This window comes from Mycobacterium sp. (assembly GCF_036490025.1).
Classification (GTDB): Bacteria; Actinomycetota; Actinomycetes; order Mycobacteriales; family Mycobacteriaceae; genus Mycobacterium.
In genome coordinates this window covers 1-17,493 of record NZ_DASXEP010000127.1, presented here as the reverse complement: position 1 = coordinate 17,493, position 17,493 = coordinate 1, and the positions used below count along the sequence as shown (strand labels likewise).

Genomic DNA, 17,493 nt, shown 5'->3' with positions numbered 1-17,493 from the left:
GACAACGGGCTAACTGTGGATAACCGGGGCCGCGACCACAGCCGCGCTGACGTCAGGACTCGGCAGGCTCGGGGGGTTCGCCGAACCGGCTCAGCGCCAGAGTCGCCAGGACGGCTATCGCGAACCCGGCTACGACCATCCAGCTCAGGCCCGCGCGTGTCCGGTCGCCCAGCCAGGCCACCCCGACCAGGGCAGGGCCCACCGTCTCCCCCATAACCATCCCGGCCACGGCCGTGGTCACCGATCCGCGGCTCAACGCGGAGGTGAGCAGCAGAAACCCGGCCACCCCGCCGGCGATCACCGCGTAGACGGCGGGATTGGTATAGAACGCGGCCTTGGTCGGGTCCATCGAATCGATCAGGCGGACGGCGATCTCGACAACGCCGAAGCCGGCGCCGGCCCCCAGCCCCAGCACGAGGGCGCGGGAGCGATCGCCCAGCCGGCCCGCGGCCGCACCGGCGACGAGCACGACGGCGACGATCACCAGCAGCGCCCAGCCCAGCTGGGCCGGGCCGCGCCCGGATCCCTCCGGCCCGGCGGCCAGCCCGAGCATCGCAAGGCTCGCGCACACCACCGCCACGGCTGCCCACTCCAGTGGAGACAGCCGGGTGGACAGCACCCAGGCGGCCACGATCGCGGTGACGGCAAGCGACGCGGCGATCGCGGCGGCGACGACATAAATCGGTACTAATCTCAACGCCGCCACTTGCAGTAAGAAGCCCAGTGCGTCGAGCCCGATGCCCGCCAGGTAACGCCATTGCCGCAACGCTCGCAGCAGCAGGGCCGCATCGACTCCGGAATCACTGCTGCCGGCATCCACCGAGCGGGTCGCCGCGGCCTGCAACACCGTCGCCGTGCCGTAGCACACCGAACAGCCCAATGCGAGCAGCAAACCGATCAGCATGGGACAGAGCCTATTTCGACGATTTCTCCGCCGAGTCGTCCGCCGACTCAGAGCCGTTGCGTTCGGGTATGAGCCGCTCGAGTGCCGCGCCGGTGATGCGTCGGAACGCCCGGCGCGGCCGGTTGGCGTCCAGGATTGCGACCTCCAAGTTCGACACCCCCAGAGCGGCCTGCTCATTTCCTGACCCCTCGGCGCTGCCCGCCTGCAGGGCGCCGACCGCAATGTGCACCGCATCGGCCAAATTGGCGTTCTCGGCGTAGGAGTCTTTGAGCGCGGTGGCGATCGGCTCGGTGGTCCCGCCCATCACGACGAAATGCGGCTCGTCGGCGATCGAGCCATCGTAGGTAATCCGATACAGCTCAGGCGGTTTGGTCTCGCCGTAGTGAGCGACTTCGGCCACACACAGCTCGACTTCGTACGGCTTGGCCTGCTCGGTGAAGATCGTGCCAAGCGTCTGCGCGTAGACGTTGGCCAGCTGCCGGCCGGTCACATCACGGCGGTCGTAGGCGTAGCCGCGGGTGTCGGCGAACTGAATACCGCCGCGGCGCAGGTTGTCGAATTCGTTGAATCGGCCGACGGCGGCAAAGCCCACCCGGTCATAGAGCTCACTGACTTTCTGAAGCGAGCGTGACGGGTTCTCCGCGACGAACAGCACACCGCCGGCGTAGGCGAGCGCGACCACGCTGCGGCCTCGCGCAATACCCTTGCGCGCGAGCTCGCTTCGCTCGCGCATCGCCTGCTCGGGCGAGATGAAGTACGGAAAACTCATGAATCACTTCCCGCACGATCGGCATCCGGGCCGAAAGTATCAGCACGGGAACGTCTTTCGATGACGTCCCGCGCCAGCTCAGCGATGTGCTGCTCGGCTACGTTGGCCGCGCCGTCGGCGCCGATGGTGACCGCGGTCGGAAAGATCCCGCGAACCAGGTCGGGACCGCCGGTGGCCGAATCGTCGTCGGCCGCGTCGTAGAGCGCCTCCACGGCAACCCGCAGCGCCGAATCCGTGTCCGTCACTTGCGAGTACAGCTTCTTGATGGACGATTTGGCGAAAATCGAGCCTGAGCCGACCGACTGGTAACCCTCTTCTTCCAGGTTCCAGCCGCCGGCGGCATCGAAGGAGACGATGCGGCCCGCCTTCGATGGATCCGGATCGTCGATGTCGAAACCGACGAGTAGCGGTAGCGCCACCAGACCCTGCATCGCCGCAGCGAGGTTGCCGCGAACCATGATCGCGAGCCGGTTCACCTTGCCCGCGAACGTGAGCGCCACGCCTTCCAGCTTCTCGTAATGCTCGAGTTCGACGGCGTAGAGGCGTGCGAATTCGACCGCGATGGCCGCGGTGCCGGCGATCCCGGTCGCGGTGTAGTCATCGGTGATGTACACCTTCTGCACATCGCGCCCCGCGATCATGTTGCCCTGCGTCGAGCGCCGATCGCCGGCGATGAGGGCGCCGCCCGGGTACTTCAGCGCGACGATCGTCGTTCCGTGCGGCAGCGCAGAACTCGGCGTGACGGCGTCTGCGCTACCGACGCCCGCGGGCAGCAGCTCGGGGGCTGCGCGACGCAAATGATCGGTGAATGAGGAGAGGCCGCCGGGGGCGGTTCCGGGAAGTGCAGAGTTGGTGGCCAGGCGATCGCGGTAGGGCCAGGTCACTGTCCGCCCTTTTGGACGTATGCGCGGACGAAGTCTTCGGCGTTCTCTTCCAGAACATCGTCGATCTCGTCGAGCAGGTCGTCGGTCTCCTCGGTCAGCTTTTCGCGACGCTCCTGGCCCGCGGCCGTGCTGGCGGTGGGGTCGTCGTCATCGCCGCCGCCACCACCACGCTTGGTCTGCTCTTGGGCCATCGCTGCCTCCTGCTTCGTCATCGGCCGTGATACACGCCTGTCGGTTTCTCCACCCTACCGGTCGAGGCCGCTAATACCCCGGCTAAACCTCATTGTCCGGCCGGTCAGGTGGTCAGCTGTTCCACCAGTTCCACCGCGCTGTTCACCGAATCCAGCAGCGCCCCGACGTGCGCCTTGCTGCCGCGCAGCGGCTCCAGCGTCGGGATACGCACCAGCGAATCACCGCCCAGGTCGAAGATCACCGAGTCCCAGCTGGCCGCCGCGATATCCGCGCCGAAGCGGCGCAGGCATTCGCCGCGAAAATAGGCCCGGGTATCCGTCGGCGGGTTCTCCACCGCGTCGATCACCTGCTGTTCGCTGACCAAGCGCTTCATCGAGCCGCGCGCCACCAGCCGGTTGTACAGCCCCTTGTCCAGCCGGACATCGGAGTACTGCAGATCGACCAGGTGCAGTCGCGGCGCCGACCAACTCAGGTTCTCCCGATGACGGAAACCCTCGAGGAGCCGCAGCTTTGCCGGCCAGTCCAGCAGCTCGGCGCACTCCATCGGATCCCGCTCGAGCAGATCGAGCACATGCGCCCAGGTCTCCACGACGTCGGCCGCGCGGGCGTCGTGATCGCGGCCATCGACCAGCTTCGCCACTCGATCCAGGTAAATCCGTTGCAGCGCAAGGGCGGTCAGCTCGCGGCCGTCGGCCAAGGCGACGGTGGCCCGCAGGGCTGGATCGCGGCTTACCGCGTGCACGGCGTGCACCGGCCGGGCCAGCGCCAAGTCACTGAGGTCTATTCCGTGCGCCGGGCCGTCCTCGATCAAGTCCAGCACCAGCGCGGTGGTCCCGAGTTTGAGGTAGGTCGACGTCTCGGAGAGGTTGGCGTCGCCGATGATGACGTGCAGCCGCCGGTAACGGTCGGCGTCGGCGTGCGGTTCGTCGCGGGTATTGATGATCCCGCGCTTCAGCGTGGTCTCCAGCCCGACCTCGACCTCGATGTAGTCCGATCGCTGCGAGAGCTGGAAGCCCGGCTCGTCTCCGGCCGGACCGATGCCGACCCGCCCAGACCCGGTGACTACCTGGCGGGACACCAGGAACGGGGTCAGCCCGGCGATCACGGATGAGAACGGGGTCTGCCGGCTCATCAGATAGTTCTCGTGCGAGCCGTAGGAGGCACCTTTGCCGTCGACGTTGTTCTTGTACAGCTGCAGCTTGGCGGCCCCGGGGACGCTGGCGACGTGCCGGGCGGCTGCCTCCATCACCCGCTCGCCGGCCTTGTCCCAGACCACCGCGTCCAACGGGTCGGTGCATTCGGGTGCGGAGTACTCCGGGTGCGCGTGGTCGACGTAGAGCCGTGCGCCGTTTGTCAAGATCATGTTGGCGGCGCCGACCTCGTCGGCGTCGACCACCGGGGGCGGGCCCGCAGAGCGGCTCAGGTCGAAACCGCGCGCATCCCGCAGCGGCGATTCCACCTCGTAGTCCCAGCGGGTGCGCTTGGCGCGCTGAATACCGGCGGCGGCGGCATAGGCCAGCACGGCCTGCGTTGAAGTCAGGATCGGGTTGGCGGTCGGGTCCGACGGCGACGAGATGCCGTATTCGACCTCCGTTCCGATAATTCGTTGCATCGCTCAAGCCTAGGCGTGGCGAAGACGCGCCCCGCGCGGCGGGGCGGCCGAGAGAGCCGACGGACCATTGACGCAGGTGATTCAAGTGATTACCTTCACCCTGGTGCCCGCCGAACCCATCACCGGCCTGTCTGGAAAACGCTACGGCGAAGTTCTTTTGGTGACGCCGGGCGAGGCGGGGCCACAGGCGTCCGTCTACAACAGTTATCCGCTCAACGACTGTCCGGCCGACTTGTGGTCGGCGCTGGACGCGAAGGCGATTGCGACCGAAAACGGTGCTGCCACAGCGTTACTCAACGGCCCACGGTACTGGTTGATGAACGAGATCGAGAAGATGACCCAGGGCCCGCGGATCGTCAAAAACTTCGGCGGAATCGACATGTTGCTGCAAGCCCAGGTTGTGCTGTCGGCGATGAACCCGGCGCCCTACACCGCAAATCAGGTCCACCGGCACACCGCTTTCACCTACGACGCCGGCGAAGAAGTCTACGAATTGCACGACCCCGCGTTCCGGCGGTGGGTGATGCAGACCTGGAGCCAGATTGTCGATCCCAACCTGTCGCGGGCCGACCTGCCCGGGCTGGGCGAGCGGCTCACCCTGCCCGACGGGTGGACCTACCAAACCCGAACGCTGGACGGCCCGTTGCGCATCGACACCACCACGCACGCCGCCCAGGTTCTGCAGGACGACCTGACCAACAGTTACTCGCTGCTGGCCGGCTGAGCCTTATCTTTTGGCGCCGGCCCGCCGCTACAGGTACTGACCGAGGTTGGACTCGGTGTCGATCGCCCGTGAGGCACTCGAGCTCTTGCCGGTGACCAGCGTGCGAATGTAGACGATCCGCTCGCCCTTCTTGCCCGAAATCCGGGCCCAGTCATCGGGATTGGTGGTGTTGGGCAAGTCTTCGTTCTCGGCGAACTCGTCGACGATCGAGTCGAGCAGGTGCTGGATGCGCAGACCCCTCTGACCCGTCTCCAACACCGACTTGATGGCGTTCTTCTTCGCCCGGTCGACGACATTCTGAATCATCGCGCCGGAGTTGAAGTCCTTGAAGTACATGACTTCTTTGTCACCGTTGGCGTAGGTGACCTCCAGGAACCGGTTGTCGTCGATCTCGGCGTACATCCGGTCGACGACCTTCTCGATCATCGCCTTGATGCACGCCCCGCGGTCACCGTCGAACTCGGTGATGTCATCGGCGTGCACCGGCAGGGTCTCGACAAGGTACTTCGAGAAAATGTCCTGCGCCGACTCGGCGTCCGGACGCTCGATCTTGATCTTCACGTCGAGGCGGCCGGGCCGCAGGATCGCGGGGTCGATCATGTCCTCGCGGTTGGAGGCGCCGATCACGATGACGTTCTCCAGCCCCTCGACGCCGTCGATCTCGCTGAGCAGCTGCGGGACGACCGTCGTCTCCACGTCCGAGGAAACCCCGGTGCCGCGGGTACGGAAGATCGAGTCCATCTCGTCGAAGAACACAATCACCGGAGTGCCTTCGGACGCCTTCTCGCGGGCCCGCTGGAAGATCAGCCGGATGTGGCGTTCGGTCTCGCCGACGAACTTGTTCAGCAGCTCCGGACCCTTGATGTTGAGGAAGTAGGACTTGGCCTCGCGGGCATCGTCGCCACGGACCTCGGCCATCTTTTTGGCCAACGAGTTGGCAACGGCCTTGGCAATCAACGTCTTACCGCACCCGGGCGGGCCGTAGAGCAGCACACCTTTGGGCGGGCGCAGCGCGTATTCGCGGTAGAGCTCCTTGTGCAGGAACGGCAGCTCCACCGCGTCGCGGATCTGCTCGATCTGCCGGCCCAGCCCGCCGATGTCGTTGTAGGTGACGTCGGGAACCTCTTCGAGCACCAGGTCCTCGACCTCGGCCTTGGGGATGCGCTCGAAGGCGTAACCGGCCTTGGTGTCCACCAGCAGCGAGTCGCCGGGACGCAGCCGGCGCGGCCGCGTGTCGTCGTTGAGAGCATCGGGATGGCCCTCCGGCAGATCCTCGGCCACCAACGGCTCGGCCAGCCAGACGATGCGCTCCTCGTCGGCGTGACCGACCACCAACGCGCGGTGACCGTCGGCGAGAATCTCGCGCAGAGTTGAAATCTCGCCGACTGATTCATACGTGCCGGCCTCGACGACGGTTAAAGCCTCATTGAGCCGAACTGTCTGACCTTTACGCAACGACTTGACGTCGATGTTGGGCGAGCAGGTCAGGCGCATCTTGCGTCCCGAGGTGAAGACGTCGATGGTGTCGTCCTCGTGGCCGGCCAACAGCACGCCGTAGCCGCTGGGCGGCTGCCCGAGCCGGTCGACCTCTTCGCGCAACGCCAGCAGCTGCTGGCGGGCTTCCTTGAGGGTTTCCATCAGCTTGGAATTGCGCGACGCCAACGAGTCGATCCTGGCCTCGAGCTGGTGAACATCGCGTGGACTGCGGGCGGTGCCGTGCGGTCCGGCAGCGTTGTCCAACTGCTCGCGCAATATCGCGGCCTCGCGCCGAAGCTCTTCCAACTCGGCAGCGTCCTCGCTGGAGAGGTCTGGTTCGCGTGGGTTACCGAACGCTTCACGCTCAAATTCACCCATGGTGCGCTCCTTTCCCGCTCCGGGACGGTGGTGCGGCGGATACGTCAACGCTACCGGCGATTTCCAATTCATGCGGGAACTCGAAATGGTGCACACTGGCACCAGCGTTAACATCTTGTTGAGTTGGCTTTACCGAGAGGACCCTTGTGAGCGTGAAATCCCTAGCCACAGGCATGGCGGCGGTGGCTGCGATCGGCGCGGCGGCCGCGGGTGTGAGCTGTATTGCATCCGTTACCTCCGAGTCTCCTCGAGTTCAGCCGGTAGTCTTCGGCGCGCCGCTGCCGCTGGACCCGGGGGTGGATGTGCCAACCGCCGACCAGCTGGTCAGCGTCCTCAACACCTTGCAGGACCCCAGCGTGCCGTTCGCCAGCAAGGGCTACCTCGTCGAAGGTGGCATTCCGGTTCCGGCCTCCTTGGCCGACCACGAACTGCAAAAGGCCGCCTCCAAGGGCAGCCTGCCGCTGATGTTCAACATCACCAACATCGTGCCCGCCGGTCCGGGCGCGGCGTCAGCCAGCATCACGGCGTCCGGCCCGCACCTGGCGCCGACGGTGGAGAACCTCAGGTTCGTCGATCAGGGCGGCTGGAAGCTGTCGCATGACTCGGCGATGACGCTGATCCAGTCGGTGCGTTCATCGGGCCACTGACAGCGGCCGGATGCGCCGACGCCTGACCACAGTCTTCAGCGCCGTCGCTTGTGCGGTGGCGCTCGGACTCTCGGGATGTTCGGGTGACGAACACGATGCCTCAACCGAGAGTGCGCAACCGCCGACGTCCGCGTCGCCGAGTCCGCCGGCCGCCGCGCAGACCGCTCCGCTGCCCCCGCCGGACGCCCTGGCCGGTGTGCTCTACCGGCTGGCCGATCCCGCAGTGCCCGGTCTGCAGAAGCTGAACCTGGTCGAGGGCGCCACCCCTGAAAACGGCGTTGTCTTCGACCAATTCGCCAACGCGTTGCTCAACGGCGGCTACGCACCGGCGAAGTTCGGTGTGCGCGACGTCGGCTGGTCAGACCGGGACCCGGCCGACGTGGTGGCCAACGTCAGCGTCAGCTCATCCAATCCGCGCGGTCCCAGGTTCGCATTTCCCATGGAATTCAAGCCGTTTCAAGGCGGATGGCAGCTATCGGCGCGGACCGCCGACGTGCTGCTGGCGTTCAAGTCGGAGTCCGCCCCGCCCCCGGCGACGCCGGGTCGCTGACGCCACGATGTGGATCGGCTGGCTCGAGTTTGATCTGCTGCTCGGCGACGTGCGCTCGCTCAAGCAGAAGCGATCGGTGGTGCGGCCGGTGGTGGCCAAGCTGCAGCGCAAGTTCGGCGTGTCGGCCGCCGAGACGGGATCGCAGGAGCTGCACCGGCGGGCGGCTATCGGCGTGGCGATGGTCTCGGCGGACCGCCGACATGCCGTCGAGGTGCTCGACGCGGCCGAACGCCTGGTGGCCGCTCACCCGGAATTCGAATTGCTGTCGGTACGCCGAGATCTGCGACGCAGCGACGACTGATCAGGGCTCGGTTGGGCGTTGCTTCCTGCCCATCGGCGTCGGGGTGACGGTGCCCGGAGCCAGTCGGCGCGCGGACACCAAAAACGCTGTGTGTCCGCGCATGTTGTGTTGCGGGCGCACGGCCAGCCCGACGACATTCCAGCCCCGCTGCATCGTCTCCCAGGCCCGGGGTTCGGTCCAGCACTGCTGCTCGCGCAGCGCCTCCACGGTCTTCGACAGTTGAGTAACGGTCGCAACGTAGATCATCAGCACGCCGCCGGCGATGATCGCCCGCGAGACTCGGTCGAGCACCTGCCACGGCGCGAGCATGTCCAGCACGACCCGCTCCACGGAGCCGTCGGGCAGATCGGCATCGACCACGTCGCTGATGACCAGCCGCCAGTTGTCGGGGATGCGACCGAAGAACGTCTCCACATTGCGGCGGGCGTGGTCGGCGTGATCGGCACGCACGTCGTAGGAGATCACCTGCCCGGTAGGCCCGACCGCGCGCAGTAGCGAACAGGTCAGCGCCCCGGAGCCGGCACCCGCCTCCAATACCCGCGCCCCCGGGAAGATGTCCCCCTCGTGCACGATCTGGGCGGCGTCTTTCGGGTAGACCACCTGCGCGCCGCGCGGCATCGACATCACGTAGTCGACCAGCAACGGACGCAACACCAGGAACCGGTCACCGTTGGCCGACTTGACCACGCTGCCTTCCGGCAGCCCGATCACCGCGTCGTGCGCGATCGCGCCCCGGTGAGTGTGAAATTCACTGCCTGCGCTGAGCAGCATCGTGTAGTGCCGGCCCTTGGCGTCGGTGAGCTGGACGCGATCACCGATATCGAACGGGCCGGTTGCGGACACAGCCGGTAAGCCTGCCAGCAGACGCGCCGCGACAGCTGCGCGGGGTTGTCCGACCTGGCCCCTAGGCTGCGGATATGAGTCGCGCCGACGAACCGGGCAAACCAGCCAAACGGCCGGCGCTGTCACCGTCACGCGCGGCCGACTTCAAGCAGTGCCCGCTGCTGTACCGCTTCCGGGCAATCGACCGCCTGCCCGAGCCACCGTCGACCGCGCAGCTGCGCGGCTCGGTGGTGCATGCCGCACTGGAGCAGCTCTATGGTCTGCCCGCGGCGCAACGCGGCCCGCAGACCGTCGATGCGCTGGTCGGTCCGGCGTGGGAGCAGATCATCGCCGACGAGCCCGAGCTGGCCGACCAGTTGGACGCCGAGCAGCAGAGCAACCTGCTTGACGAGGCGCGCAAGCTGCTGTCCGGCTACTACCGGCTGGAGGACCCGACCCGGTTCGACCCGCAGAGCTGCGAGCAACGCATCGAGGTCGAACTCGCCGACGGCACGTTGCTGCGCGGGATCATCGACCGGATCGATGTCGCGCCCACCGGCGAGTTGCGGGTGGTGGACTACAAAACCGGCAAGGCCCCACCCGAAGCGCGAGCGCTGGCCGAGTTCAAGGCCATGTTCCAGATGAAGTTCTACGCGGTCGCGTTACTGCGCTCACGCGGGGTGCTTCCGACCCGGCTGCGCCTCATCTACCTCGCCGACGGCCAGCTGCTGGACTACTCCCCCGACGAAGCCGAGCTGTTGCGTTTCGAGAAGACGTTGACGGCGATTTGGCAGGCCATTCAATCTGCCGGTGCCACAGGCGATTTCCGGCCGCGGCCGTCGCGGCTGTGTGATTGGTGCGCGCACCACGAGCACTGTCCGGTATTCGGCGGCACCCCGCCGCCATACCCGGGTTGGCCCCGTCATCCCGATGAAGGCGATGCGGACACCGTGCTGCAACAGGGAGCCGAGCCGGCCGCCTGACCGGCCACTACTGCAGCGGCGACACCTCCTGCAGCATCGTGGGTATCAGCTCGCAGACCGTCGGGTGAATATGCATCGTGCGGGCCAGCGTGGTGTAGGGCGCCTTGGCCGACATCACATCGAGAATGCAGTGAATGGCCTCGTCGCCTCCGACGCCGAGGATGGCCGCCCCCAGTATCTGCTGCGTCTCGGCGTCGACCACGACCTTCATAAAACCTTGGGTTTCGCCCTTTTCCACCGCACGCCCGACTTTGGTCATCGGCCGCTGACCCACCAGGGCGGGGCGGCCGGACGCCCGAACCTGCTCGACGGTCAGTCCGGCGCGTCCCAGCGGCGGGTCGATGTAGAGCGCGTAGGCCGGAATCCGGTCGCTGACGCGCCGCGGGTCGCCGTCGAGCAGGTTGCCCGCGACGATTTCGAAATCGTTGTAGGAGGTGTGGGTGAACGCGCCCTTGCCGTTGCAGTCGCCCATCGCCCAGATGTGACCGGCGCTGGTTTTCAATTGGTCGTCGACGGTGATGTATCCGCGCGCGTCGGTGTCGACACCGGCTTGCTCCAGGCCGAGGTCGTCCGTGTTGGGGCGCCGCCCGACCGCCAGCAGCAGATGAGTGCCGGCAATCGGTTCCGCACCGGCACTCGGTATCAGCTCAAATCCATTGTTGCGCTTGGTTATCCGGATATCGGTGGCGTTGACGACGATGTCGATGCCTTCGTTCTCCAGGATCGTCCTGACCGTGTCGGAGACATCGTCGTCTTCACGCAACGCCAGTCGCGGTCCCTTTTCGACCACGGTCACTCTCGCGCCGAAGCGCCGGTACATCTGCGCGAATTCGACTGCGATGTAACTACCACCGACCACGACGAGATGCTCGGGCAGCGTGTCGAGTTCGAGGATGGACACGTTGGTCAGATAGCCGATGTCGCCCAGCCCGGGGATGTCGGGCACCACCGCACGGCCGCCGACATTGAGGAAAATGCGCTCGGCGTGCAGTGTCTCATCCCCGACCCGCAGCGTGTGCGGATCTTCGAAGCGGGCATGGCCGCGAAACACGGTGCAGCCTTCCATGCCGTCAAGCCAGTCTTCGACGCCCCTGCGATCGTCCAGCATGACGGCGTCCTTGCGCGCCTTGACTTTCGCCATGTCCACGCTGACCGCACCGGTCTCGACACCGTAGTCGGCACCGCGGCGGGCCAGATGCGCCGCCTGCGCGCTGGCCACCAGTGTCTTGGTCGGGATGCATCCGGTGTTGACGCAGGTACCGCCGATCAGCTTGCGCTCCACCAGGGCAACGGTGTGACCGGCCGCGGTGAGCCGTCCGGCCAGCGGAGGTCCGGCCTGGCCGGCACCCACCACGATTGCGTCGAAACGCTGTGTCACAGAGCGGCTGTGACAGCGGCAATCGCGAATCCACCGCCGACGGCGACGGCGTCTTCGAGTAGAGCGACCGGCAGGTCACGGCCAACCGATCCGGCCAGTCGGGCGCGCGCCTGGTAGCCAGCCATGGTGCCGAGCACCGCGCCGACGACACCCGTGCCGAGCGAGCTCCACTTGAAGTTCCACATGGTACCGATGACCGCACCGGCGAAGGCGCCCAACAGGATTCGGGCGATGAACGACGGCGGCGCGGTGCGGCTGGGCGTCTTGGGTTGTTTGTCGAGGAACAGTTCACCCACCGCGAGAAGACTGAACACGATGACAGCGGCCAGCGTGCCGAGCCAGGACGCCCAGGTATGACTCAAGTTGATCCAATGCAGGAAAGCCGCCCAGGCGAGGACGGCGGGCGGTGTCAAGGAGCGCAGTCCGGCGATGACACCGATTCCCAGAGCTAAGAGCAGAACATAGAAATGCGTCACAGCGACCCTCCTGAGGGCTCGACAATCAAACGCGGGTCAAGCGGGACGCTAACACAGCAAGGCCGGCCCCACCGGCCCATTCAAGATCAGAAGCGACAGAACCGGATGTCTGATGCCAGGATGGCTTTGGCGCCGATGGCCGCCAGTTCGTCCATGATCCCGTTGACGTCCCGGCGCGGCACCAGCGCCCGTACCGCCACCCAATCAGGGTCGGCCAGCGGGGCGATCGTGGGCGACTCCAAACCCGGCGTGATTGACGTCGCATCGTCGAGAACCGAACGCGGGCAGTCGTAATCCAGCATCAAGTACTGCTGCCCGAACACCACGCCCTGCACCCGGGCCACCAGTTGATCGCGGGCGGCGGAGCCCGGGGCGTCGTTGCTGACGGCGGGGTCGACCTGTTCGATGAGGACCGCTTCGGAATCGCAGAGCGTCTCGCCGAAGGCCACCAGATTATGCAAGTTCAGCGTGCGGCCCGAGCCCACCACGTCGGCAATCGCGTCGGCGACGCCGAGCTGTATCGATATCTCCACGGCACCGTCCAGCCGGATCACGGTCGCGTCAATCCCGCGGGCGGCCAAGTCTTCTCGCACCAGGTTGGGGTAGGCGGTGGCGATCCGACGCCCGGCCAGGTCATCGATGGTCCAGTCCCGCCCGGCCGGGGCGGCGTAGCGGAAGCTGGACGACCCGAAGCCCAACGCCAGTCGCTCGCGGATCGGCGCGCGGGCCTCTCGGGCCAAATCCCGTCCGGTTATTCCGAAGTCGAGCTCACCCGAGCCGACGTAGATAGCGATGTCTTTGGGCCGCAAGAAAAAGAACTCGACGTTGTTGTGCGGGTCGATGACGGTCAGGTCTTTGGGATCGGTGCGACGGCGATACCCGGCCTCGGCGAGAATCTCGACGGACGACTCGCTCAACGCGCCCTTGTTGGGTACCGCTACTCGCAGTCGGGTGGACCCGTTGCGGTGAAGTGGCGCCATCACAGTTTCCGATACACGTCGTCGAGTGTCAGCCCGCGGGCGATCATCAGCACCTGAGCCCAATACAGCAACTGGCTGATTTCCTCGGCCAGCGCCTCGTCGGATTCGTGCTCGGCCGCCAACCATACTTCACCGGCCTCCTCGAGGATCTTCTTGCCCAGCGCATGCACTCCGCCGTCCAGCGCGACGACGGTACTGCTGCCGGGCGGCCGGGTGCGGGCACGTTCGCCGAGTTCGGCAAACAAATCCTCGAAGGTCTTCACGGCCAGCGATTGTTTCATGCGTAGCTGATCAAAGTCACGGCGGTTTCAGGTGACGGCGGGTGAGCCGCCGGCCGGGGACACCTCGTCGGGCATGTCTTCCAACGACATCCCGTTGGTCTCCCGGACCCAGCGCCAGACGAAAACCAGCGACAGCACCGCACACAGCGTGTAGAAGCCGTAGGCCACCGGAAGGGCGTGCCGTAGCGCCGGGAACGTCACCGCGATGGTCCAGTTGGCCATCCACTGCACGCCCGAAGCCAGGCCCAGCGCTGCCGACCGGATCCGGTTGGGGAACATCTCGCCCAGCAGCACCCACAACACCGGTCCCCAGGACACGGCGAACGACACCACGAACAAGTTGGCCGCCACCAGCGCGACGATCCCGGAAGCCCCGTCGAGTTGTGGCTCACCGTTTCGGAAGGACGCGCCGGCGAAAACGACCGTCATGGTGATCAGCATCAGCGACATGCCCGCCGATCCCGCCAGCAGCAGCGGTCTGCGACCGAGCCGGTCGATCAGCGCGATCGCCACCAACGTGATCAGCACGTTGACACCCGTGGTCACCAGACCGATCGTGAACGACGACTTCTCACCGAATCCCACTGTCTCCCAGAGCAAATCGGAGTAGTTGAAGATCACGTTGATACCGACGAACTGCTGGAAGACGGCCATTCCCAGACCGACCCAGACGATGCCGTACAGCCCGCCGGTCGGTTTGCGCAGATCGCGCCACGACTGTGGCTTCTCTTGCTCGAGGGTGTCGGCGATCCGGGCAATGGTGCGCTGGGCGTCGCGTTCACCAAGCAGCCTGGAAAGCACCTGATTGGCCTGCGAAATACGTTGCCGAGCAACTAGATAGCGCGGCGACTCGGGAATGGTGAACAGCAGCACGAAGTAGAGCAGCGCCAAGAGCAACTCGCTGAGAAAGGTCCAACGCCAGGCAGCCAGCCCCAGCCAGAGCGGCTTGGTCGCACCGCCCGCAAGGTGGAACGGCACCCAGGTCAGTGCCAGCGCCCCGAACAGGCCACACACAATGGCCAGCTGCTGGAGCGAGCCGAGCCGGCCACGTAAGCGTGGGGGTGAGACCTCGGCGATGTAGGCCGGGGCCGCAACCGACGACAAGCCGATGCCTATACCGCCGATGAGGTGGAAGACGATGAACATCCATATGCCGGTTGCCAACCCGGCACCAAGTCCGCACACGAAAAACGAAGCCGCCGAAAGCTTCATCATCGACAGCCGGCCGACCCGGTCGCCGATCCGGCCGGCCCACACCGCTCCGATCGCCGCACCCAGCACCCCCGAGGCCGCAGCGAAGCCCAGGACCCCGTTGCCGATCTGGAAGGTCGCCTGCAACGCCTTGACCGCACGGTTGGTCGTCGAGACGTCGAAGCCGAACAGCAGTCCACCGATCGCGGCCACCGACGCGAACCGAACGGCGGACAAGAAGGCCGCATGCGCGGCGCGGGGATCGGCGGGCAGGTCCTCTGCGAAGTCAACCAACGGGGGACTCAGTCCTCCGGGTTGTAGCCGAGATTGGGGGCGAGCCAGCGCTCGGCTTCCTGCAGGGTCCAGCCCTTGCGCCTCGCGTAGTCGGCGACCTGGTCCTGGGCCATCCGACCGACCACGAAGTACTGCGACTGCGGGTGCGAGAAATACCAGCCGCTGACGGCAGCACCGGGCCACATCGCCATCGACTCGGTCAACTCGATGCCAGTCCGCTCCCGGACGTCCATCAACTTCCAGAGCGTCGCCTTCTCGGTGTGCTCCGGGCAGGCCGGGTAGCCGGGGGCAGGGCGGATTCCCACGTACTTCTCACTGATGAGCGCGTCATTGTCCAACTGCTCGTCAGCCTGGAATCCCCAGAACTCCTTGCGAACCCGTTGGTGCAGCCGTTCGGCGAAAGCCTCGGCCAGCCGGTCGGCGATCGACTCCAGCAGGATCGCGCTGTAGTCGTCGAGGGCGGCCTTGAACTCCGCGATCTTGTCCTGGCTGCCGAGCCCCGCGGTGACGGCGAAGGCGCCGATAAAGTCGGTGACCCCAGTTTCTTTGGGCGCGATGTAGTCGCCGAGGCTCCGGTGCGGGATGCCGGGCCGGCGCTCGCCCTGCTGGCGCAGGTTGTGCAACCTGGTCATCACCTCGGTACGGGTGTCATCGGTGTAGACCTCGATGTCATCACCGACCGCGTTTGCCGGAAAGAACCCGATCACCCCGTTGGCAGTCAGCCACTTCTCCTTGATCAGGGTGTCGAGCATCTCCTGGGCGTCGTCGTACAGCTTGCGGGCAGCCTCGCCCGAGGCCGGGTTGTTGAGGATGTCGGGGAACCTGCCCTTCATCTCCCAGGCGTTGAAGAACGGCTGCCAGTCGATGTACTCGCGCAACTCGGCGAGGTCGTAGTCGTGAAAATCCCGCACGCCGAGGCCCTGGGCAGGCACCGGCGGCGTGTAGCCCTCCCACTCGATCGGCGTCCGGTTCGCGCGGGCCTTCTCCAGCGTCAGCATCGGGCGCTCGTTCTTCTGGGCGTGCCGTTCGCGAAGAGATGCGTAATCCTTCTCGGTGGCCTCCAGCAGGGCTGGACGCTGCTTGTCGTCGAGCAGCGCCGCAGCGACCGGCACCGAGCGGGAGGCGTCCTTGACCCAGACCACCGGGCCGCTACGACGCGGCGACACCTTCACGGCCGTGTGAGCCCGCGAGGTGGTCGCGCCACCGATCAGCAGCGGGATCTCCAGGCCCTGACGCTCCATCTCGGCGGCGAAGTTGACCATCTCGTCCAGGGACGGGGTGATCAGTCCGGACAGCCCGATGATGTCGGCATTGTGCTCCTTGGCCGCGTCCAGGATGTTCTGGGCAGGCACCATCACACCGAGGTCGATCACCTCGTAGTTGTTGCACTGCAGGACGACCCCGACGATGTTCTTGCCGATGTCGTGGACGTCGCCCTTCACGGTCGCCATGATGATCGTGCCGTTGGTCTCTTTCCCAGCAGCAGCGCCGGACTCTTCCTTCTCCGCCTCGATGTACGGCAGCAGGTACGCCACGGCCTTCTTCATCACCCGGGCCGACTTCACCACCTGGGGCAGGAACATCTTGCCCGCGCCGAAGAGGTCACCGACGACGTTCATGCCGTCCATCAGGGGCCCCTCGATCACCTCGATCGGGCGACCACCGGCGGCGTCGATCTCGGCCCGCAGCTCCTCGGTGTCGGCATCGACGTCGGCGTCGATGCCCTTGACCAGGGCGTGCGTGATCCGCTCGCGGACCGGGAGAGATCGCCACTCCGCAACCTTTGCGTCACCGGGTTCTTCCGCACTGTTGAATCGCTCCGCGATCTCCAACAGCCGTTCGGCGGAGTCCTCGCGACGGTTCAGCACGACGTCCTCGATGCGGTCCCGCAACTCGGGGTCGATCGAGTCGTAGGGCACCAGCGCACCCGCGTTGACGATGCCCATGTCCAGGCCAGCCTTGATGGCGTGGTACAGGAACACCGCGTGGATCGCCTCGCGGACGGGATTGTTGCCGCGGAACGAGAACGACACGTTCGAGATACCGCCGGAGATGTGTACCCCGGGCAGGTTCTCCTTGATCCAGGCGCAGGCCTCGATGAAGTCGATCCCGTACGTCGCGTGCTCCTCGATACCGGTCGCCAGCGCGAAGCAGTTCGGGTCGAAGATGATGTCCTCGGCCGGGAATCCGACCTCTTCGGTCAGGATCCGGTAGGCGCGCCCGCAGATCTCCTTGCGGCGCTCCAGGTTGTCGGCCTGGCCCTGCTCGTCGAAGGCCATCACCACGACGGCGGCGCCGTACTTGCGGCACAGCCGGGCCTCGCGCCGGAACTTCTCCTCGCCCTCCTTCATCGAGATCGAGTTGACGATCGGCTTGCCCTGCACGCAGCGCAGCCCGGCTTCGATGACCTCGAACTTCGACGAGTCGATCATCAGCGGCACCCGGCTGATGTCGGGTTCGCTGGCGATCAGCTTGAGGAAGCGGTCCATCGCCGCGACGCCGTCGATCATGCCCTCGTCCATGTTGATGTCGATGATCTGCGCGCCGTTCTCGACCTGCTGGCGCGCAACGGCGAGCGCGGTGTTGTAGTCGCCGTCGCGGATCAGGTTGCGGAACCGGAGCGAGCCGGTGATGTTCGTCCGCTCCCCCAC

Annotated in this window: 18 protein-coding genes; 5 read left to right on the top strand and 13 right to left on the bottom strand. The window is 66.1% G+C overall.

Features of this window, described 5'->3' with window-relative positions; genetic code table 11:
- Positions 1-52: 52 nt before the first annotated feature.
- The 5 genes from VGG53_RS13465 to dop all read right to left on the bottom strand — a co-directional run bounded on the left by VGG53_RS13465 (position 53) and on the right by dop (position 4,361).
- Positions 53-904, bottom strand: a complete 852-nt coding sequence (locus tag VGG53_RS13465; protein ID WP_331518555.1) for a DMT family transporter — start codon at positions 902-904, stop codon at positions 53-55.
- A 10-nt stretch (positions 905-914) separates the two neighbouring features.
- Positions 915-1,673, bottom strand: coding sequence for a proteasome subunit alpha (prcA, locus tag VGG53_RS13460; protein ID WP_331518554.1), 759 nt, complete (start codon positions 1,671-1,673; stop codon positions 915-917).
- Positions 1,670-2,557, bottom strand: a complete 888-nt coding sequence (prcB, locus tag VGG53_RS13455; RefSeq protein WP_331518553.1) for a proteasome subunit beta — start codon at positions 2,555-2,557, stop codon at positions 1,670-1,672. Before prcB ends, prcA begins: the two co-directional genes overlap by 4 nt.
- Positions 2,554-2,748, bottom strand: a complete 195-nt coding sequence (locus tag VGG53_RS13450) for a ubiquitin-like protein Pup (protein ID WP_043409984.1) — start codon at positions 2,746-2,748, stop codon at positions 2,554-2,556. The genes prcB and VGG53_RS13450 overlap by 4 nt, the downstream gene beginning before the upstream one ends.
- Before the next feature lie 104 nt (positions 2,749-2,852).
- On the bottom strand, positions 2,853-4,361 hold the full coding sequence (gene dop / locus VGG53_RS13445) for a pup deamidase/depupylase (protein ID WP_331518552.1): 1,509 nt from the start codon (positions 4,359-4,361) through the stop codon (positions 2,853-2,855).
- An 85-nt stretch (positions 4,362-4,446) separates the two neighbouring features.
- On the opposite strand from dop, the gene VGG53_RS13440 reads away from it, so the two are divergent.
- Positions 4,447-5,085: a hypothetical protein gene (locus VGG53_RS13440; RefSeq protein ID WP_331518673.1), complete on the top strand. Its 639-nt coding sequence runs from the start codon at positions 4,447-4,449 to the stop codon at positions 5,083-5,085.
- 27 nt (positions 5,086-5,112) lie between these two features.
- Here the strand turns inward: VGG53_RS13440 and arc are convergent, their stop codons facing one another.
- On the bottom strand, positions 5,113-6,939 hold the full coding sequence (gene arc / locus VGG53_RS13435) for a proteasome ATPase (protein ID WP_331518551.1): 1,827 nt from the start codon (positions 6,937-6,939) through the stop codon (positions 5,113-5,115).
- Between the two features lie 173 nt (positions 6,940-7,112).
- On the opposite strand from arc, the gene VGG53_RS13430 reads away from it, so the two are divergent.
- Genes VGG53_RS13430 through VGG53_RS13420 form a run of 3 tightly spaced genes read left to right on the top strand, consistent with a single transcriptional unit; the run spans position 7,113 to position 8,437 of the window.
- A complete protein-coding gene (locus tag VGG53_RS13430) occupies positions 7,113-7,586 on the top strand; it encodes a hypothetical protein (protein ID WP_331518672.1) in 474 nt (157 codons plus the stop codon).
- Between the two features lie 10 nt (positions 7,587-7,596).
- Positions 7,597-8,136: a hypothetical protein gene (locus tag VGG53_RS13425; protein ID WP_331518550.1), complete on the top strand. Its 540-nt coding sequence runs from the start codon at positions 7,597-7,599 to the stop codon at positions 8,134-8,136.
- A 7-nt stretch (positions 8,137-8,143) separates the two neighbouring features.
- Complete coding sequence (locus VGG53_RS13420; RefSeq protein WP_331518549.1) at positions 8,144-8,437, top strand: DUF503 domain-containing protein; 294 nt, start codon at positions 8,144-8,146, stop codon at positions 8,435-8,437.
- On the opposite strand, the gene trmI is transcribed toward VGG53_RS13420, so the two are convergent.
- Positions 8,438-9,280: a tRNA (adenine(58)-N(1))-methyltransferase TrmI gene (gene trmI / locus VGG53_RS13415; protein WP_331518548.1), complete on the bottom strand. Its 843-nt coding sequence runs from the start codon at positions 9,278-9,280 to the stop codon at positions 8,438-8,440.
- A 74-nt stretch (positions 9,281-9,354) separates the two neighbouring features.
- Between trmI and VGG53_RS13410 the strand changes: the two genes are divergently transcribed.
- Complete coding sequence (locus VGG53_RS13410; protein ID WP_331518547.1) at positions 9,355-10,242, top strand: RecB family exonuclease; 888 nt, start codon at positions 9,355-9,357, stop codon at positions 10,240-10,242.
- A 7-nt stretch (positions 10,243-10,249) separates the two neighbouring features.
- Here VGG53_RS13410 and VGG53_RS13405 read toward each other — a convergent pair whose 3' ends face one another.
- From VGG53_RS13405 to metH, 6 genes are all read right to left on the bottom strand, one after another.
- Positions 10,250-11,620, bottom strand: a complete 1,371-nt coding sequence (locus VGG53_RS13405) for an FAD-containing oxidoreductase (protein WP_331518546.1) — start codon at positions 11,618-11,620, stop codon at positions 10,250-10,252.
- The gene (locus VGG53_RS13400) at positions 11,617-12,096 is read right to left on the bottom strand and encodes a DUF4126 family protein (RefSeq protein ID WP_331518545.1); all 480 of its coding nucleotides are present in this window, start codon (positions 12,094-12,096) and stop codon (positions 11,617-11,619) included. Before VGG53_RS13400 ends, VGG53_RS13405 begins: the two co-directional genes overlap by 4 nt.
- 86 nt (positions 12,097-12,182) lie before the next feature.
- On the bottom strand, positions 12,183-13,076 hold the full coding sequence (hisG, locus tag VGG53_RS13395) for an ATP phosphoribosyltransferase (RefSeq protein ID WP_331518544.1): 894 nt from the start codon (positions 13,074-13,076) through the stop codon (positions 12,183-12,185).
- Positions 13,076-13,357: a phosphoribosyl-ATP diphosphatase gene (locus VGG53_RS13390; protein ID WP_331518543.1), complete on the bottom strand. Its 282-nt coding sequence runs from the start codon at positions 13,355-13,357 to the stop codon at positions 13,076-13,078. Before VGG53_RS13390 ends, hisG begins: the two co-directional genes overlap by 1 nt.
- 27 nt (positions 13,358-13,384) lie before the next feature.
- Positions 13,385-14,842 (bottom strand): sugar porter family MFS transporter, encoded by a 1,458-nt coding sequence (locus VGG53_RS13385; RefSeq protein ID WP_331518542.1) that lies wholly within the window; start codon positions 14,840-14,842, stop codon positions 13,385-13,387.
- 8 nt (positions 14,843-14,850) lie between these two features.
- A partial coding sequence (gene metH / locus VGG53_RS13380) for a methionine synthase (RefSeq protein WP_331518541.1) occupies positions 14,851-17,493 on the bottom strand: 2,643 nt, incomplete at its 5' end.